General features: G+C 41.9%; 19 protein-coding genes. All 19 read right to left on the bottom strand.

Annotation, left to right across the window (positions count from 1 at the left end):
• Positions 1 to 122: 122 nt before the first annotated feature.
• Positions 123 to 716, bottom strand: a complete 594-nt coding sequence (gene dpaB / locus NSQ72_RS08085) for a dipicolinate synthase subunit B (protein WP_039178677.1) — start codon at positions 714 to 716, stop codon at positions 123 to 125.
• Positions 713 to 1,615: a dipicolinic acid synthetase subunit A gene (gene dpaA, locus NSQ72_RS08080; RefSeq protein ID WP_039178673.1), complete on the bottom strand. Its 903-nt coding sequence runs from the start codon at positions 1,613 to 1,615 to the stop codon at positions 713 to 715. Before dpaA ends, dpaB begins: the two co-directional genes overlap by 4 nt.
• 122 nt (positions 1,616 to 1,737) lie before the next feature.
• A complete protein-coding gene (locus NSQ72_RS08075) occupies positions 1,738 to 2,010 on the bottom strand; it encodes a YlmC/YmxH family sporulation protein (RefSeq protein WP_024424130.1) in 273 nt (90 codons plus the stop codon).
• 66 nt (positions 2,011 to 2,076) lie between these two features.
• Positions 2,077 to 3,003 carry an aminoglycoside phosphotransferase family protein gene (locus NSQ72_RS08070; RefSeq protein WP_341083744.1) on the bottom strand — a complete coding sequence of 309 codons (927 nt, stop codon included), beginning with the start codon at positions 3,001 to 3,003 and terminating at the stop codon, positions 2,077 to 2,079.
• A 74-nt stretch (positions 3,004 to 3,077) separates the two neighbouring features.
• Positions 3,078 to 4,307: a M16 family metallopeptidase gene (locus tag NSQ72_RS08065; RefSeq protein ID WP_039178666.1), complete on the bottom strand. Its 1,230-nt coding sequence runs from the start codon at positions 4,305 to 4,307 to the stop codon at positions 3,078 to 3,080.
• Between the two features lie 33 nt (positions 4,308 to 4,340).
• Positions 4,341 to 5,294, bottom strand: a complete 954-nt coding sequence (locus NSQ72_RS08060; protein WP_341083743.1) for a polysaccharide deacetylase family protein — start codon at positions 5,292 to 5,294, stop codon at positions 4,341 to 4,343.
• Between the two features lie 124 nt (positions 5,295 to 5,418).
• Complete coding sequence (pnp, locus tag NSQ72_RS08055; RefSeq protein WP_024424134.1) at positions 5,419 to 7,536, bottom strand: polyribonucleotide nucleotidyltransferase; 2,118 nt, start codon at positions 7,534 to 7,536, stop codon at positions 5,419 to 5,421.
• Positions 7,537 to 7,717: 181 nt separating this feature from the next.
• The gene (rpsO, locus tag NSQ72_RS08050; RefSeq protein WP_008354438.1) at positions 7,718 to 7,987 is read right to left on the bottom strand and encodes a 30S ribosomal protein S15; all 270 of its coding nucleotides are present in this window, start codon (positions 7,985 to 7,987) and stop codon (positions 7,718 to 7,720) included.
• Between the two features lie 140 nt (positions 7,988 to 8,127).
• Positions 8,128 to 9,093: a bifunctional riboflavin kinase/FAD synthetase gene (ribF, locus tag NSQ72_RS08045; protein WP_047202192.1), complete on the bottom strand. Its 966-nt coding sequence runs from the start codon at positions 9,091 to 9,093 to the stop codon at positions 8,128 to 8,130.
• A 17-nt stretch (positions 9,094 to 9,110) separates the two neighbouring features.
• Positions 9,111 to 10,040, bottom strand: coding sequence for a tRNA pseudouridine(55) synthase TruB (gene truB, locus NSQ72_RS08040; RefSeq protein ID WP_064498453.1), 930 nt, complete (start codon positions 10,038 to 10,040; stop codon positions 9,111 to 9,113).
• 68 nt (positions 10,041 to 10,108) lie between these two features.
• Positions 10,109 to 10,459 carry a 30S ribosome-binding factor RbfA gene (rbfA, locus tag NSQ72_RS08035; RefSeq protein WP_007499525.1) on the bottom strand — a complete coding sequence of 117 codons (351 nt, stop codon included), beginning with the start codon at positions 10,457 to 10,459 and terminating at the stop codon, positions 10,109 to 10,111.
• A 17-nt stretch (positions 10,460 to 10,476) separates the two neighbouring features.
• On the bottom strand, positions 10,477 to 10,755 hold the full coding sequence (locus NSQ72_RS08030) for a DUF503 domain-containing protein (protein WP_024424137.1): 279 nt from the start codon (positions 10,753 to 10,755) through the stop codon (positions 10,477 to 10,479).
• Entirely contained in the window at positions 10,752 to 12,872 is a 2,121-nt protein-coding gene (infB, locus tag NSQ72_RS08025; RefSeq protein WP_041084836.1) for a translation initiation factor IF-2, read from the bottom strand. Before infB ends, NSQ72_RS08030 begins: the two co-directional genes overlap by 4 nt.
• A 19-nt stretch (positions 12,873 to 12,891) precedes the next feature.
• Positions 12,892 to 13,194, bottom strand: coding sequence for a YlxQ family RNA-binding protein (locus tag NSQ72_RS08020; RefSeq protein ID WP_039178647.1), 303 nt, complete (start codon positions 13,192 to 13,194; stop codon positions 12,892 to 12,894).
• Positions 13,187 to 13,471 carry an RNase P modulator RnpM gene (rnpM, locus tag NSQ72_RS08015; RefSeq protein WP_024424139.1) on the bottom strand — a complete coding sequence of 95 codons (285 nt, stop codon included), beginning with the start codon at positions 13,469 to 13,471 and terminating at the stop codon, positions 13,187 to 13,189. Before rnpM ends, NSQ72_RS08020 begins: the two co-directional genes overlap by 8 nt.
• 15 nt (positions 13,472 to 13,486) lie before the next feature.
• Positions 13,487 to 14,602 (bottom strand): transcription termination factor NusA, encoded by a 1,116-nt coding sequence (gene nusA / locus NSQ72_RS08010; RefSeq protein WP_024424140.1) that lies wholly within the window; start codon positions 14,600 to 14,602, stop codon positions 13,487 to 13,489.
• A 32-nt stretch (positions 14,603 to 14,634) separates the two neighbouring features.
• The gene (gene rimP / locus NSQ72_RS08005; RefSeq protein ID WP_003211398.1) at positions 14,635 to 15,108 is read right to left on the bottom strand and encodes a ribosome maturation factor RimP; all 474 of its coding nucleotides are present in this window, start codon (positions 15,106 to 15,108) and stop codon (positions 14,635 to 14,637) included.
• Between the two features lie 238 nt (positions 15,109 to 15,346).
• Entirely contained in the window at positions 15,347 to 16,480 is a 1,134-nt protein-coding gene (locus tag NSQ72_RS08000) for a glycoside hydrolase 5 family protein (RefSeq protein WP_073979498.1), read from the bottom strand.
• Positions 16,481 to 16,504: 24 nt separating this feature from the next.
• Positions 16,505 to 17,734, bottom strand: coding sequence for an endo-1,4-beta-xylanase (locus NSQ72_RS07995; RefSeq protein WP_039178603.1), 1,230 nt, complete (start codon positions 17,732 to 17,734; stop codon positions 16,505 to 16,507).
• Positions 17,735 to 17,763 lie beyond the last annotated feature (29 nt).

Here is a 17,763-nt window from a genome sequence, read left to right as displayed (position 1 = left end):
ACCCATCCATGATTCTTTTCTTTCGGATGGCCATCCTATGACTTTTTACATTTTATTTTACCATAGAAAAGCAAGGCTTGAAGCATCTTTTTTGAATCTTTCATGATTTTCTAGTGAATCTATTATTCGTTTGGTCCAATTAAAATCGGCTGAATTTGTCTATGCTGGAGTGCCTCTTCTACTGTTTGAGATAGCAGATCCATATTTGCCACCATAGAGGTCGGTTTTTTGAATGGATCATCCTGACCAAACGGAATAAAGAAAATATTCTTTGTCGACATCAGTCTCATCAGATTTGTACCATTTAAGCCTAACGCATCATTTGTTGAGATACCTAAAACGACAGGTCGATGATTTCGAATCGTCGCTTTAGCAGCCATTAAAACAGGACTGTCTGTCATGGCATTTGCAAATTTCGCCATCGAGTTTCCAGTTAAAGGCGCAATGACCATACAATCAAGCGGCAGCTTAGGGCCAAGCGGCTCTGCTTTCACGATTGAGTCAATCGCTTGAAATCCAGTCAGCTTCTCAATCCGCTCGATCCACTCAGCTCCCTCTCCAAATCTCGTATTCGTGCTCTGCACCGTGTACGACACTACTGGACGCACCTCTGCCCCTTCTTTTACAAGCGCTTCGATTTGCGGAAAAACGGCTTCATACGTACAGTGGGAACCTGTTAAACCAAAGCCGATTCTTTTACCTTTTAATGTTGTCATGATTCCATCCCCCTTTTTTCCTCCGCAAGTTCACATAAAAGCCCGGAAAGCACTTTTGCAATGATTTGCCCTGCTGTCTTTGGTGCAACAATCCCCGGGAGTCCTGGTGCAAGAAGTGCCTTCACTCCGTGCTTTTGTGCAAAGTCAAAGTCTGTTCCGCCTGGGCGGGAGGCGATATCCAAAATGAGTGTCTTTGGTGTCATGCTGACGATGACAGATGAATCTAATACAAGACTTGGAATGGTATTGATGATAATATCAACATCCGTTACTTCTTCTTTTAACCGGTCCATTGAAAATGGATCAAGCCCCATCTCAAAGGCCCTCGCTAAATGTGCCGTGTCTGCCGCCCCTACTTTTACGTCTGCCCCTAGTGCCCGAAATGTGCGGGCAATCGTGAGTCCTGTTCTTCCAAGTCCGAGAACAGCGACATGTGACCCGTGAATCGTATAGTCCGTTTGCTGAATGGCCATCATGATAATCCCTTCAACTGTTGGAATAGAGTTATATATGGCAATATCATCTCGCTCAAACAGCTTCACAAGCTTCCGGTTCACCTGCTTTGCCAGATTGTCTAAGTACGTATTTGAAATACCTGAGTACAAGGTACAATGGGCAGGGGTTCTTTCTAAATATTTCGCTTCCAGCAAGACCTGCTCGTTTGAAAAAACTGTAGCAACAGCGCCTTCATCCGTTGCCCCAGATACTGGCAGGATCATACTGTCTACTTGTTCGAATGGAAGTTCAGACATTTTCAGCTTTTCAGCACCAATAAATCCATGATCCAGCTGATCAAATCCGACCAAAAACACTTTGGCATGCTGCTGTGACAACTTGCGAATAATTTCAAGCTGCCTTGCATCTCCCCCGATCACCGCAACCGTTAAACCGCTCAACATACTGACCGTTCACCTTCTTTATTTAAAAAAGTCTGTAATATTTTCTGAATCTCCCTTTCAGCATATGAGGAGAGGATTCAGCCTGTGAACGAATCAGAGAGAGAAAAGAAAAAGAGCACCCATTATTGTGGGTGCTCTTTTTCTCCGTGCGGCTGAAGTTCTTCAGGCACATCGAGAATGATCATATCTGATCCTATTTTTTGAATGTGATTCCACGGGACGCGGATGTCATTTCCTTGTTTTCGAAAGCCAAACCACTTCACGGAAGGTATAATGAGTGCTGTAATTTGACCGTCCTGTTCATTGATTTCAAGGTCGGTTTGTCCAAGCACGCCAAGCCGCTCCGCTCTTTTAATATCGACGATCTCTTTTCCTGACAGTTCACTCAGCCTCAAAATCGCATCACTTCCCTTCCGTATCATATATGCATTAAAAGGAAGAAATAGACCGTCCTGCTCTTTTCAAGTTATGTGATGCGAGTTGGTATACCAAATAGGCTTAAGTTGATGAAAGTAATTATGATCTGTCAGCATTCTCTCCACTCGGTTTAACATGTCTTTTACATGTCCCGGATCATAGGAAAGTGTCCAGACAATAGAGGAAAAACAGCTCATTGCTGTATAGATGGAAAAAAGAAGCCAAAAATTGTTTGTGGACTGCGTACTCACGTATTGATCCAATTGTCCAGCTGAAAACGGAATGCTGCTTTCTCGACTAAATAAGGACAATTTATAAAAGTCATGAACCGGGTCGCCCCAGTCGGATTGATCGAAATCAATCACACCGGCATACTGATTACCTTGTATGATGATATTCCCTAAATGAAAATCATCATGCTGGAACTGGTTAGGTCTCTCTTTTACCTCATCAGCATGCGACTTGATAAAATCTAATACAAACTGATCCTTGGGAAACGACAAGCCACTTGATTGATAAGCATGTACATACCGTTCATGTTTTGCCATGACCTTCTCATTCCATGGACGAACATGAGAAGGTGCATGACATGCATGCATCAAACTTAGCTCTCTACCTGCCCGCCTCCCGATCTCATACTGCTCTTCATTCGTGAGTAGATGGATGGAATCTCTACCAATCTCGCCTTCAATATAGGAGAAAATACGATAGGTACAGTTTAGTTCAGCACTTATTCCAATCTCAATCAATTCAGAACAAAGAATCCCTCGATCTTTAAACTTCCGCTGAACTGATGCTTTTCTTTTAAAGCGGGAATACGTTTGAATGTCCGATAACTTAAGCACCATCTTTTCACTAGATGATATTGTAACCAAAAAGGTACGATCTCCCGAAAAACCAGATGTCATTCGTTGGAAGGAAATAGTTTGTGTCAGAAGTGGAGACAGCTGTTTCAGTTTTTCAAGTTCCATGAAAGCAGAACCCCTTTCTTCTTTACCTACAATAAAAACGGCAGACTTTTTTTGAGTCTGCCGTGTTGTTTACATTATGATGGCTGATCACCCGTCGGACTAATAAGCGAGAGCGCGTAATCTTCTGTAAAGATGCGTTTTGATAAGTTATTCACGCCGTCTAATGTGACGCTGTTGATTTCGTCAATAATTTCATCGAGTGTCCGATGTTTGCCAAGGAGCAGTTCGTTTTTACCGTTTCGGCTCATTTTGCTGTTTGTGCTTTCAAGGCTCAGCATAAGGTTGCCTTTCATTTGCTCTTTAGAGTTCTCTAGTTCTTTCTGCGTGATTCCCTCACGCTTTAAGACGTCTAATGTTTGTAAGATGGTCTCAGAGAGCAGGTTTAGCTGCTTCGCTCCAGTTCCGCCATAAATCGTGAGCATTCCATTATCTGCAAACGAACTGTGATAGCTGAAGACGGAATAAGCAAGTCCTTTGTCCTCTCTTACATCTTGGAATAATCGGCTGCTCATGCTTCCGCCAAGAACATTATTTAAGACGATTAAGTCATAGATGCCTTTATCTCCCGCTGGAAGGCCATTAAAGCCCAGGCATAGGTGCGCTTGTTCCGTTTCCTTTTTGCGTGTGAGCTTGTCATAATGAAATGCTGGAGCTTCGACAGGCTGCTTTTTCCCTTTTCCTTCATAAGAGCCGAATAGCTTTTCAACCTCACGAATAAAGGTCTCATCTACGTTCCCTGCAACAGAGATCACAACGCGGTCCGGCGTGTAGAATTCATCCATATATTTTCTAAGTGAGTCTCCGTTAAAGGTAGAAAGTGTTTCCTCTGTTCCTAAAATCGGATATCCTAATGAATGTTCACCATAAATGGCTTTGCTTAATAAATCATGAACGATGTCATCAGGTGTATCCTCATACATTTTAATTTCTTCATACACCACATTTTTTTCTTTTTTCAGCTCTTCTTCATCAAAAGCAGAGTGAAAGAACATGTCGCTTAATACATCGAGGGCGTAGCCAGCATGTGAATCAAGCACCTTTGCATAGTAGCAAGTGTATTCTTTTGATGTAAAGGCATTCACTTGACCACCGATGCGGTCAAAGGATTCTGCGATATCACGTGCAGATCTTGTCTTTGTCCCTTTAAAGAACATATGCTCTAAAAAGTGTGAGATCCCATTAATTTCAGGTGTCTCATGTCTAGAGCCTGTTCCAATCCAGACGCCAATTGCGACAGACCTTACAGTGGGATTGTTTTCGAGTACAATTCTTACTCCGTTTTGGCAAGTATACGTTTTGACCAAGTTTTGCTCCTCCTATTCAACAAACAGATCGCATCACGGATGTCTTTTTTCACTTAGGAGGTCAGAAACCGTCCCTAATTCATATCCTCTTTCCTTGATTTGAGTGATAAGTGCGTCAAGACTTTTCGCCGTTGCATCTGTTGGATGCATTAATATCATCGCCCCATTGTGAATTTTCCCAAGCACCCGCTTTTGTAAAATAGCCGGTGATGGCTTTTGCCAGTCGATGGTGTCAACTGTCCACATAATGGTTTCCATGCCTTCTTGTTTGGCAAGCTTAACTGTTTCTTCTTTAAAGCTGCCGCTTGGAGGCGCAAACCATTTTGGTTTCTTCCCAAGGGATTCTTCAATTTGGCGATTTGTTTTCGTTATCTGCTCTAATGCTCGTTCTCTTGTCAGTGTGCGCATATCTGGGTGATTGTATGAATGATTTCCAATTTCATGACCATCTGCCACGATTTTTTTAGCAAGCTCTGTGCTTTTTTTCACCCATTTGCCTTCTAAGAAAAAGGTCGCCTTGACTTGATGCTTTTCCAGCGTCTTTAACATGTTGATCAAATGCTCGTCACCCCAAGCTACGTTGATGAGGAATGCATTCATTTTTTTATCTGGATGGCCTTTATAAATGGGCTCAGCACCAAGTTCATGTAAATGAATAGATGGTTTTGTTTCATTCAAAACAAGCAGCTTTTCATCGAATGACCCCTGTTTCTTCATTTTTTCATAAGAGGCATCGATATCAACTGTCTGTCCATTTAAGCCAGGTATCTTTTTCCACACTTTATCAATCTTAGCATTTTGCGCCTTTACTTCATAGTCAGAAGACTTCGATTCAATCTCCTGATATAAAATATCTTTGGAAACAGATGCTACCTCGGCATGCTCTTTCATTGATTCAATATATGTAACAGCAGTCGGCTGCTTCATCGTTTGATATGACACGAGCAGTAAAAATACAAACACAATGAATGGTAACGTTTTTTTCAATGGTTGTCCCTCCCCTTTACCACAAATTATGATGGGGAGAAACAAGCTAGAACTATTGTTAGCGCAAGAAAAGAAAGAAGCCTGGCACGGGTACCTGGCTTCTAACACATTTTATTTGATCTCATTAAGACTGCTTTTCTTCTTTTTCCTTTTCTTCACGTAAAACAGCTTTCCGAGAAAGGTTCACACGGCCTTGTTTATCGATTTCAGTGACTTTGACAAGTAATTCATCGCCAAGTTTCACGACATCTTCTACTTTGCCCACACGCTCAAGCGCAAGCTCAGAAATATGAACAAGTCCATCTTTTCCGCTGAAGATTTCAAGGAAGGCACCGAATTTTTCAATGCGTTTGACTTTACCTAGGTAAAGCTGTCCTACTTCAACTTCTCTCACAAGATCTTCAATGATTTTCTTCGCTTTTTGGTTCATATCTTCTTCTGTAGAAGAAATAAAGATTGTACCATCTTGTTCAATATCGATTTTTACACCGGTATCTTCAATGATTTTATTGATTTGTTTACCGCTTGGTCCAATGACATCGCGAATTTTATCCGGATTGATTGTCATCGTTAAGATTTTTGGTGCATAACGAGACAATTCTCCTCTAGAAGCAGGAATCGTTGACAACATGCTGTCTAGGATTTCCATTCTTCCTTTTTTCGCTTGTTGAAGAGCCTCTTCTAAGATGTCTTTTGATAGACCATCAATTTTGATGTCCATTTGAAGTGCTGTGACACCTTTTGATGTACCTGCAACTTTAAAGTCCATATCTCCAAGTGCATCTTCCATTCCTTGAATGTCTGTCAGCACTGTGTAGTATTCCCCTGATTTCACAAGTCCCATTGCAATCCCTGCAACTGGTGCTTTAATTGGAACACCCGCATCCATCATCGCAAGTGTGCTTGCGCAAATACTTGCTTGTGATGTAGACCCGTTTGATTCTAATACCTCTGAAACAAGGCGAACCGTATAAGGGAAATCTTTTTCAGATGGAATCACCGGTTCTAGTGCACGTTCACCTAGTGCGCCATGTCCGATCTCACGGCGGCCTGGACCACGCATTGGGCCTGTCTCACCAACACTGAACTGCGGGAAATTGTAATGATGCATGAAGCGTTTTGATTCTTCAACACCTAGACCATCAAGAATTTGCACATCGCCAAGTGCACCTAATGTACAAATACTAAGCGCCTGTGTTTGTCCTCTTGTAAATAAGCCTGAACCGTGCGTTCTTGGCAGGAGTCCTACTTCTGAAGAAAGTGGGCGGATTTGATCTACACCGCGTCCATCTGGACGTACTTTCTCTTCAGTGATCAGACGGCGAACTTCGTTTTTGACAAGCTTGTTTAATACATCTTTTGCTTGTTTAATCGTTGCTTCGTCACGTTCTTCTGCTTCAAACTTCTCGACTACAGCTTTTTTCACAGCACTGATTGCATCCTCACGCGCATGCTTCTCATGTACTTGAATCGCTTTCAGCAGGTCTGCTTCAGCAAGGGCTTTTACTTCGTCTGCTAACGTTTGATCTACTTCATATAAAGGAATATCGATTTTTTCTTTACCGACTGCCTTCACAATTTCTTCTTGGAATTCAATTAAGCGTTTGATTTCTTGGTGACCGTACATGATCGCTTCAAGCATTGTTTCTTCCGGTACTTCATCAGCACCAGCTTCTACCATGTTGATCGCATCTTTTGTTCCAGCAACTACAAGATTGATGTCACTTTGCTCAAGCTGCTCCACATTTGGGTTAATGATCAGCTTTCCATCCACTCGTCCTACTGTAACGCCGGCGATTGGTCCCTCAAATGGAATGTCAGACACACATAAAGCTAAAGATGAGCCAAACATTGCAGCCATTTCAGATGAGCAATCTTGATCCACACTCATGACGATACTAATAACTTGTACTTCGTTTCTAAATCCATCTGCAAACAGCGGACGAATTGGTCTGTCAATTAAGCGGCTCGCAAGGATCGCCTTTTCACTTGGGCGGCCTTCTCTTTTAATGAAGCCGCCAGGAATTTTACCTACTGCGTATAGTCTTTCTTCGTAGTTCACAGTGAGCGGGAAGAAATCAAGTGGTTTTGGTTCTTTAGAAGCTGTTGCTGAGCTAAGCACAGCCGTATCTCCGTAGCGTACGAGGACCGCTCCGTTTGCTTGCTTTGCAAGCTGGCCAGTTTCAACAGTCAGTTGACGTCCAGCCCAGTCTATGGTGAAGACATGTTTCTCTTGTCCCATTCTGAGATAAACTCCTCTCTTATCGTAAAGTTTTAGTTAGTTCTTATTATGAACAAAATGATTTTCACATATCAATGTGAAAGCTGTATGTAGAAGGGTTTTTGCCATTCTTTCAACATTTTAACCATAAAATATTAGTGATTATACGATAAAAAAGCGGGAATCCTCCCGCTTTTTACGATTATCGACGTAAGCCTAGTTTGTTAATTAACTCACGGTAACGAGTTACGTCTTTATTACGTAGATACGTAAGAAGATTACGACGTCTACCTACCATTTTCAAAAGACCGCGACGTGAGTGGTGATCTTTCTTATGAGTACGTAAATGCTCGTTCAAGTTGTTAATTGATTCTGTTAGGACAGCGATCTGAACTTCTGGAGATCCAGTATCAGATTCGTGTGTTTTGAACTCATTAATTAATTGCGTTTTACGCTCTTGAGTAATTGCCATCCTGTTTCACCTCCAAATCATGTTAGCCCCATCTACCTCGCAACCGTCGGTGAAGTCGGTTTGCCAAGTAAGTGGTTTTAAAGCTACAGGAATAATCATACTAAAAATATGCTGAATTTGCAAATGGTAGAGCAGTTTTTCTATGATTTTTTTGTTTGTTTGAGCTGATCTTGAAAAAACTGAATCGCTTCTTCTTTATCTTGACTGATTTGAGCCGTCAGCTCCTGGATTCCGTTAAATTTTCGTTCACTGCGAATGCGCTTGAACCATTGTAATTTAATCGGCTGGCCATAGATTTCTTCGTTAAAATCAAAAAGGTTTACTTCAATGGCAGGCTGATCAGGACGCTTTTCATAGAATGTTGGTTTATAGCCAACGTTACAAACGCCGTCATATTCTTTGCCTTTCACTTCTGCTCTTACTGCATATACCCCTGTTGGCGGAATAATGTATTCAGCAGATAAGCCGACATTAGCTGTCGGAAAACCGATCGTCCGTCCGCGTTTGTCTCCATGGATGACAATACCGCGAAGCTGATAAGGTTTTCCTAATAGCTCGCTCACATATTCAACATCCCCATTTTTTAATGCGGAACGGATGAGAGTGGAGCTGACTTTTCGGTCTTGATTGGACAGCTTAGGTACAATAGTTGCCGTGATACGCCCTTTTCCGTATTCATCGAACGTTTCCATTGTGCCTGCACCAAAACGGCCAAACGTAAAATCAAACCCCGCTACTGCGTGCTTCACATTCAATTCATCCAAATATTGATCCACAAACTCTTGAGGAGATAGAGCTGCAAAGCTCTCGCTGAATTGTACGATGTATAAATAGTCAGCGCCCAGCTGCTTGATAAAATCAATTTTATCCTCAAGCGGTGTAATTAAGTCTTTTGGTTCCCGTGCCTTTTGCAAAACATGTGAAGGATGCGGATGAAAGGTCATGACCGCTAAGGCCAATCCTTCTTTTTTCGCAATGCTTTTCGCTTCGTCAATGACTTTTTGATGCCCGAGGTGAACACCGTCAAAGTACCCTAAAGCCATGACAGACGGGACTTGATCCTTTTGATTCAATGTATGTGGGTGTGAAATATGTATAGTCTTCACGAGATGTCACCTTTTCTTTAAGATTGCTTGTCCTGAGATAAGATCTTCGCCGGCTTCATCAGGTTCTGTTTGGTCGGGTGCTTCATATATATCGCCAGACAACGACCTGAAGGAGCAAATACAGCGACACGATCCTCCTCTGCGAAATGAGCAAATTCATCAGGCATTGGCAGGACTGCACCGTTTTCCACTTTACTTGCTAATGTATCATTTATCTCCCATTTCGGCAAATGATTGAGCGCACGCTCGATCGGGACAAGGTGCTCATCTACAGTTCCTTCCTCACTTATCTCTCGCAGCTCATCCAGCGTGATACATTCATCAAGTGTAAAATCACCAGATCCTGTACGAATGAGATGTGACATGTGGGCTGGAAACCCTAGTTTCTTACCGATATCAACCGCTAAAGTTCTCACATATGTTCCCTTTGAGCATAGTACGGTGAATCTAAATGACACGCTGCCATCCTCATATGTGACAGGTGTAGTCCGCTCGATACGGTGAATGGTAATTTCACGGCTTGGCCGTTCAATTTCAATGCCTTCTCTAGCATATTCATAGAGCTTTTTCCCGCCAATTTTCACAGCAGAAAACATGGGAGGAATTTGTTCAATAGTTCCTTCAAACTGCTTCAGCGCCGCATCAATGTCTTTTTCTGAGATCGGTTTTTCCACTTTTTTTTCTTCTACGATCTCACCTGTTTGGTCTTCTGTTGTTGTAGAAAAGCCAATCGTGATTTCTGCATCATACGTTTTCGATTTATCTGTTAAGTATTCTACAATCTTCGTTGCTCTTCCGATACAAATAGGCAGAACACCTGAAACCTCTGGGTCGAGGGTGCCTGTATGTCCGACTTTTTTTGTGTGCAAGATTTTTCTTACCTTAAACACACAGTCATGAGAGGTCATGCCTCTTTCTTTATGTAATAAAAGAACACCATTTATCATCCGCGTTCTCTCCTTTCATAAACGATGAAAAAGGACAGACGATCATCGCCTATCCTTATTTCAACGTCTTATTCGTGATCTTTTGTGTTTAATTCAGCAATCAGGCTTTCAATTCGGTTTCCGTAATCTACGGATTCGTCGAATTCAAAATGAAGTTCTGGTGTTTTGCGAAGTCTGATTCGATTGCCAATTTCAGAGCGGATGTACCCTTTAGCCTTTGCAAGGCCTTTTAAGGTTTCCTCTCTTTTCTTCTCGTCGCCAAGAACAGAAATGTAGACTTTGGCAATTTGCAAATCACCGGATACTTCGACATCAGTTACAGTCAAAAAGCCGATTCTTGGATCTTTTAGCTTTCTGCCTAGGATGTCGCCCAATTCTTTTTTCATTTGCTCACCCACACGGGTTGCTCTCATACTCATGATCTTATCACCTCTAATTAAAACCACTCAGTTTTCGTGATCGTTCGTTCAATTTCAGGAAAAGAATCGATAAAGCTTAATACACGCTGAAGCTCCTTTTCCACTTGAACCCGAGATGAGGAAATCACGGCGATTCCAATTGATGTACGCTGCCATGTATCCTGGTAATCCATTTCAGCAATGGTTACATTGAATTTATGACGCGTTCTAGTCAATATACGCTGAAGAACCGCACGTTTTTCCTTCAGTGAGGATGCATCATAGATCATACACTCACATTCGGTATAACCGATCATTTTCTTTCGATTTCTTGCATAACGAATGATTCCATAACATCACCTTCACGGATATCATTGTATTTCTTAATGGTAATACCACATTCATAGCCTTGTGAAACTTCTTTCACATCATCTTTAAATCGTTTTAACACGTCAACTTCGCCTTCGAAAATAACGACGCCGTCACGGATTAAGCGGATTCCGCTATCTCTTGTAATCGTTCCTTCAGTTACATAGCCGCCAGCAATTGTACCGATTTTAGATACTTTGAACGTTTGACGAACTTCAACTTGACCGATGACTTTTTCTTCATATTCAGGGTCAAGCATTCCTTTCATCGCAGCTTCAATTTCATCGATGACTTTATAGATAATGCGGTGCAAGCGGATATCAACGTTTTCAGTCTCAGCTGTGCTCTTCGCATTTCCATCAGGACGTACGTTAAAGCCAATCACGATGGCATTAGAAGCACTTGCTAAAATGATATCTGATTCCGTAATCGCTCCAACACCCGTATGGATGATTTTCACTTTTACGCCTTCGACTTCAATTTTTTGAAGAGCTGCCGTTAATGCTTCAGCAGAGCCTTGTACGTCTGCTTTCACGATCAAGTTGATATCTTTTACGTCACCTTGTTTGATTTGCTCAAATAGGTCGTCTAGAGATAATTTTGCTTTGTCTGAACGCTGTTCGTCCAGCTGCTTAGAAGCACGCGCCTCACCAACTTGACGAGCTGTTTTTTCATCTTTGAATACGAGGAACTGATCCCCTGCATTTGGTACATCGTTTAAACCAGTGATTTCAACAGGTGTAGATGGTCCTGCTGTTTTCACGCGGCGGCCGATATCATTGACCATTGCACGTACACGGCCAAATGTATTTCCGACGACGATTGGGTCACCTACATGAAGTGTACCTGTTTGAACCAGAAGGGTTGCAACAGAACCTCTTCCTTTATCAAGCTCAGCCTCGATAACAGTCCCTTTTGCCGCACGATTTGGGTTGGCTTTCAATTCTGCTACTTCGCTGACAAGAAGGATCATTTCGATCAATTCGTCAATGCCTTCACCTGTTTTTGCAGATAGTGGCACGAAGATCGTTTCCCCGCCCCAAGCTTCTGGTACAAGACCATGCTCAGTTAATTCCTGCATCACGCGGTCAGGGTTTGCTGTTGGTTTGTCAATTTTATTGACAGCGACAATGATTGGCACTTCTGCCGCTTTCGCATGGTTAATCGCTTCAATTGTCTGAGGCATAACACCATCATCTGCTGCAACAACCAGAATTGTCGTATCCGTTACTTCGGCACCACGTGCACGCATCGTTGTGAATGCTGCGTGTCCAGGTGTATCAAGGAACGTAATTTTTTTGCCATTTTCTTCGATTTGGTATGCACCGATATGCTGCGTGATTCCACCTGCTTCGCCTTCGACGACTTTTGTCTTACGAATGCTGTCAAGAAGAGTTGTTTTCCCGTGGTCAACGTGTCCCATGATCGTTACAACTGGAGGGCGTACTTGCATATCTTCTTCTTTATCTTCAACTTCATACTTTTCAAGTTCAGTTTCTTCTAAAATAATGACTTCCTCTACTGGAACACCATATTCAGAAGCGATTAATTCAACTGTATCTTTGTCAAGTTCTTGGTTGATCGTTGCCATAACACCAAGCATCATCAGCTTTTTGATGATTTCAGCTGTTTCTTTTCCAAGCTCATCAGCCAGCTGGCCGACAGTCATTGAATTTGTAAATTCAATTTTTTCAGGAAGCTCTTTTTTAGGCTTCACAGGTCTAGCTTGCTGATGCTGCGGTTTGTTATTTCCACCACGTTTATTTTTGTTTTTATTTTGGTTGTTGTTTTTTTTGTTTTTATTAAATTGATTATTCTGCACGTCATTCTTCTTTCTATCATTGTTTTTGTTAGATGATTGTTTTTTTTGTTCTGCGGGTTTCTCGTTAGTTGTCTCTTTTGCTTTGGCTTTTTTATAGATAGCGTCTAGCTTTTTCACAGTGTCGTCTTCAAGCGTCGCCATGTGGTTGTTCACTTCCACGTTCATATCCTTAAGCGCTGCTATAATATCTTTACTTGAAACATCTATGGCTTTTGCGTATTCATATACTCTCACTTTAGCCATTCGTTCACCCCCAAATAAATTAATCGAGCAAGCTTATGAGCTTCTTAGCGAAGCCTTGGTCAGTGACAGCGACAACTACGCGAGCTTCTTTCCCAATAGAACGTCCGAGAACGGAACGGTCTTCAACTTTTCTAACCGGAACATTATAAAATTTGCATTTGTCAGATACCTTTTTTTCTGTGTTAGGTGAGGCATCTGCTGCAAGAAGAACCAGCTTAGCACGCGCATGTCTAATTTCTTTGATCACCAGATCTTCTCCTGACACGACTTTACGAGCTCGATTTGCTAGACCAAGCAAAGGATACCATTCAGATTCATTCATTAGGTTTTTTCACCTTTTCAGCTAGTTCTAGTAATTCTTCAAATATGTGTTCGTCAATCTGTGTCTGAAATTGCTGCTGTAAACTGCGTTTGTTCTTTGCCGCAAGAATGGTTTCTTTATCGAGAGAAAGGTAAGCCCCGCGTCCGTTCATTTTTCCGGTAGCGTCAACAGACACTTCTCCTTCTTTCGAACGAACAACACGGATCAGTTCTTTCTTTGGTTTCATTTCTCCCGTCACGACGCATTTTCTAAGCGGGATTTTTTTTCGGCTTTTCACCTTTTATATCACCTCTTATTCGTCAGATTCCTCAGCAACTGGTTCAGCCTCTAAGAAAAGAGATTCAGAGTCTTCAGTTCTTGGGAAAATACCGAGTTCCCTTGCATCTGTTTCGCTTTTAATGTCAATTTTCCAGCTGGTCAGCTTCGCTGCAAGACGAGCATTTTGACCTCTTTTACCAATCGCTAATGACAGCTGATAATCAGGGACAATGACTGTTGTCGCCTTGTCTTCTTCATTCACAATGACATCAAGTACTTTTGATGGACTCAGTGCATTGGCAACAAATTCAACCGGGTCATTAGACCAATGGACAATATCAATTTTTTCGCCTTTTAGCTCATTGACAATTGCTTGTACACGCTGACCTTTTGGTCCAACACAGGAGCCAACTGGATCAACATCAGGATCATCTGTACGAACAGATATTTTAGAACGGTCTCCAGCTTCTCTAGCAACCGATTTAAGCTCTACAGTACCATCATAAATTTCTGGTACTTCAATTTCAAATAAACGCTTTAAAAGACCTGGATGTGTTCTAGACACATAAATTTGTGGCCCTTTTGTTGTTTTTTCTACTTTTGTAATGAACACTTTAATGCGGTCATGTGGTTTGTATTCTTCATTTGGCATTTGTTCATTGACAGGAAGAAGGGCTTCGATTTTGCCAAGTGACACGTAAATGAATTTACTGTCAATTCGCTGAACGATTCCCGTCATAATGTCTTCCTCGCGGTCGATAAACTCAGTGTAGATCACACCACGCTCTGCTTCTCTCACTCGCTGCGTCACAACTTGTTTCGCTGTCTGAGCTGCAATGCGTCCGAAGTCTTTTGGTGTGACTTCAATCTCAACGACGTCACCCACCATGTAATTCGGGTTAATATTGGCTGCATCATCTACAGAGATTTCAAGGCGAGAATCATACACTTCATCTACAACATCTTTTCTTGCGAACACACGAATCGTTCCCGTTTCGCGGTTTAAATCAACACGAACATTTTGTGCTTGATTAAAATTACGCTTATATGCAGAAATGAGTGCAGCTTCTATCGCTTCAATTATAATTTCTTTACTAATACCCTTCTCTTTCTCAAGAACAGTCAGGGCATCTAACAACTCACTACTCATTTTTATGGTTCCCCCTTATATCAATGAAAAGGTTAATTGAACGAAACTGCTAATCTTGCGTTAGCTATTTTTTCGTATGGAATATTGATCTCTTTCTTTCTTGTCTTGATCTTCACTGTCACTGTTGCAATCTCACCATCAAAGCTTGTAAGCTCACCTTCAAATGCTTTTTCACCATCAATTGGTTCATATGTTTTCATGAAAACATTTTTTCCAAGTGCTTTTTCAAAATCAGCTTTTTTCTTTAATGGGCGCTCCGCTCCAGGAGAGGACACTTCAAGAAAGTAGTTTTGGCTAATCGGATCTGCCTCATCAAGCTTTTCGCTCAAGGCTTCGCTCACTTTGGCACACTCTTCGATATCGACACCTTTATCAGAGTCAATAAACACGCGAAGGAACCAGTTTTGACCCTCTTTGACAAATTCAACATCAACGAGTTCAAGCTGTAAGCCATCTAAAATTGGCTGCACCATTTCGCTTACGACATCCACTACTTTTTTGCTCATTCTCTTCCTCCTTGTGCTTTCGATAAACGCTCTTATCAATCATTCTGCATAAAAACCCTGCTTTATGTGAGCAGGGGGAGCAGAAAACGGATGAATAATGTCGAGACAAAAATTGCCTGTTCAATACAAAAGAGCGGGTTTCCCCACTCTTGTCTCGGTAATCGTTAGCATTTCCATAAAAACTATACCATATCCAATTTTTTTATGCAAATGAAGTTCCTTATTCAGCAGGCATTCATCATCGGTTTTTTTCATTCATTCTTTTCGCATGTTCACTGATAAGTGCTGCCTCCCTGCTCCCTTTTATGATGCGGAATCCGTCATAATCCGGATAGAGCGAGTCATCGTCCTGAATGCTTGTTAAAATCCAAAATTGACTGCCAGCACCTCCAAGCCGCTCTACCGCTGACAGCCAGCTTTGATATACGTCTGGACGAGCTGATTGATTTTGGTAGCCAAACTCTTCTAGCACAACTGGTTTTCCGATTGAATTTCCGCGGGTGATATGGTCTTCGATCCATTTCACTCCCCAGACAGCAGACTTGTTCCAGTGATCTGGGTACAGATGATAGGTTCCATAATCGATATTAGGAAGAGATGTTAGACGGTCCCAATCGACGCCTTCCCCTCCTCCGTAAAACCAATCTTCATGTCCTGGTATACGAAAGAATCCTTCATCTCCTACTGCAACAAGGTGGTGACGATCAAGCGATTTGATCCATGTACTCATTTCATCTGCCCATTTGACTAGTCCATTTCCCGTTGGATCTGACTGCATCCGCGGCTCGTTGGCTAATTCCCACGTCATAATAGCTGGGTCGTCTTTATATTGAACACCTGTATACGTATTGGTTCTTTCTAATACATAGCGGACATAATTTTTGTAAGCCTTTTGAATACGAGGATCTGTATAAAAGGTATCATGCGATCCTGCCCCGAACCACTTCACATATTGATTCATACCGCCGAAGTCATCCCAATTGTTCACTAGTGGGATGACAAGCTTTATTCCTTCCTTTCCTGCTTTATAAATGGCATAATCTAGTTTTTGAAATCCCGATTCTTCATAGACCCCTGGACTAGATTGTAAGACTGAGTTTTCTTGAGGGGCCCCGTCGTGAAAGCCCCAAATCCGTATGACCTTTAAATTCATTGCTTTCATATCATCGAACACAGCATCTACCATTTTTTTAGATTTGTAATGGAAATAGTAATTATTTGTGCCGGCGAAGTAAAATGGTTGATTGTTCAGCGTAAATTGTGTACCAGACGTCTGCACATAAGCGGCCGCTTTAATCGTAAGCGAAAACCAGCCGGACCATATAGCGGCCACAAGTATGAAGCAAGATACTCTTTGAGCCCACTTTTTCATTTACATTCTCCTCACAATCTATCTCTATCCTTCTTGAGGCAGGATCACGTCTAGTTGAAACGGTGTTTGTTCATTTGAATCAAGTTCAATCGTCTGCTGTTTCAACATTTTACTTTCTTTACCGATTCGAACCTCATATGTTCCGTGAAATGCTGGACATCTCACATGGCCATTAGCATCTGTTTTTTCAATTCTTTGGGTCGTCCACTCATTTAGAAGCTTTTCATAACGTCTTCCTGCTTCATTTAAAGACCAATCATAATTCACGATGGCTGCATTTTCCCCTCTCCAATGGGCACCTGCCCAAAATCCCCACATCAGCACTCCTTTTACGGCTGGATGACTAAATGCGACGCGATATAAAGCTTCCAGGTTATCCGCTCTTCGATTAGGGTCAGGGTGAACCGAATCGTACTCTGTGACCCATATTGGAAGACCTAGCTCAGCAAGCACATCGAGTCTCTCTTTGACAATGACTGGATCGACCCGTTCTTCAAAATGGCCTTGAACCCCAATCGCCTCAATAGGTGCGCCTAACTGACGCAGTTCATTGATATGCGCTTTATAGGCATGGTGTTCACCATATGAGATCACATTATAATCATTCACAAACAATAGTGCTTGAGGGTCAATTTTTTTCGTTTCTTCATACATCCACTTCCAAATATTTTTCCCAAAGCGATCTTTAAAAAATGAACCATGCATCATTTCATTGTTTACATCCCAATGACGGAACCTTCCCTTAAAGTGATTGCCCGCATGCTCAAGCCGGTTTTTCATGGCTTCATATACTTCATGATTTGGCAGTGACCTTAGCCAGCTTGGATTCGCATCCTCTACCTCCCAAAACAAAGCGTGCCCTCTCACTGGAAGCTGATGTCGATCTGCAAAATTCAGCATCGCATCTGCTTTTTCGTAGGTGATTCTCCCTCTTTGTGGCTCATTCGCATACCATTTTGCCTCATTTTCAAAAACAGCCCAATTAAAATACTTCACGAAAAAATCAGCATATTGTTGATTAAATAACACTTGATCATTCATCGCTGAACCAAAGGCGAATTCATGTCTGATTTGCTTTATTTCAACCTCTATACCTGCTATTGGCTTTTTTTCACCGTTTGTTACGTTGATCACAAGATCTCTTTGTCTATGCTCTGAGATTCGATCATCCGCCTCTTTTTTCCACATCAGACTGTCCTGTCCATTTTCGCCCCTATTGAATGAATGATGAAGAAAACTTCTTTCTTTGACCATATAAACTCACCCTTATCTTCATTGGATTG

Source organism: Bacillus sp. FSL R5-0659 (genome assembly GCF_038008785.1).
Taxonomy (GTDB): domain Bacteria; phylum Bacillota; class Bacilli; order Bacillales; family Bacillaceae; genus Bacillus; species Bacillus safensis.
This window is presented reverse-complemented; position numbering and strand designations above follow the sequence as displayed.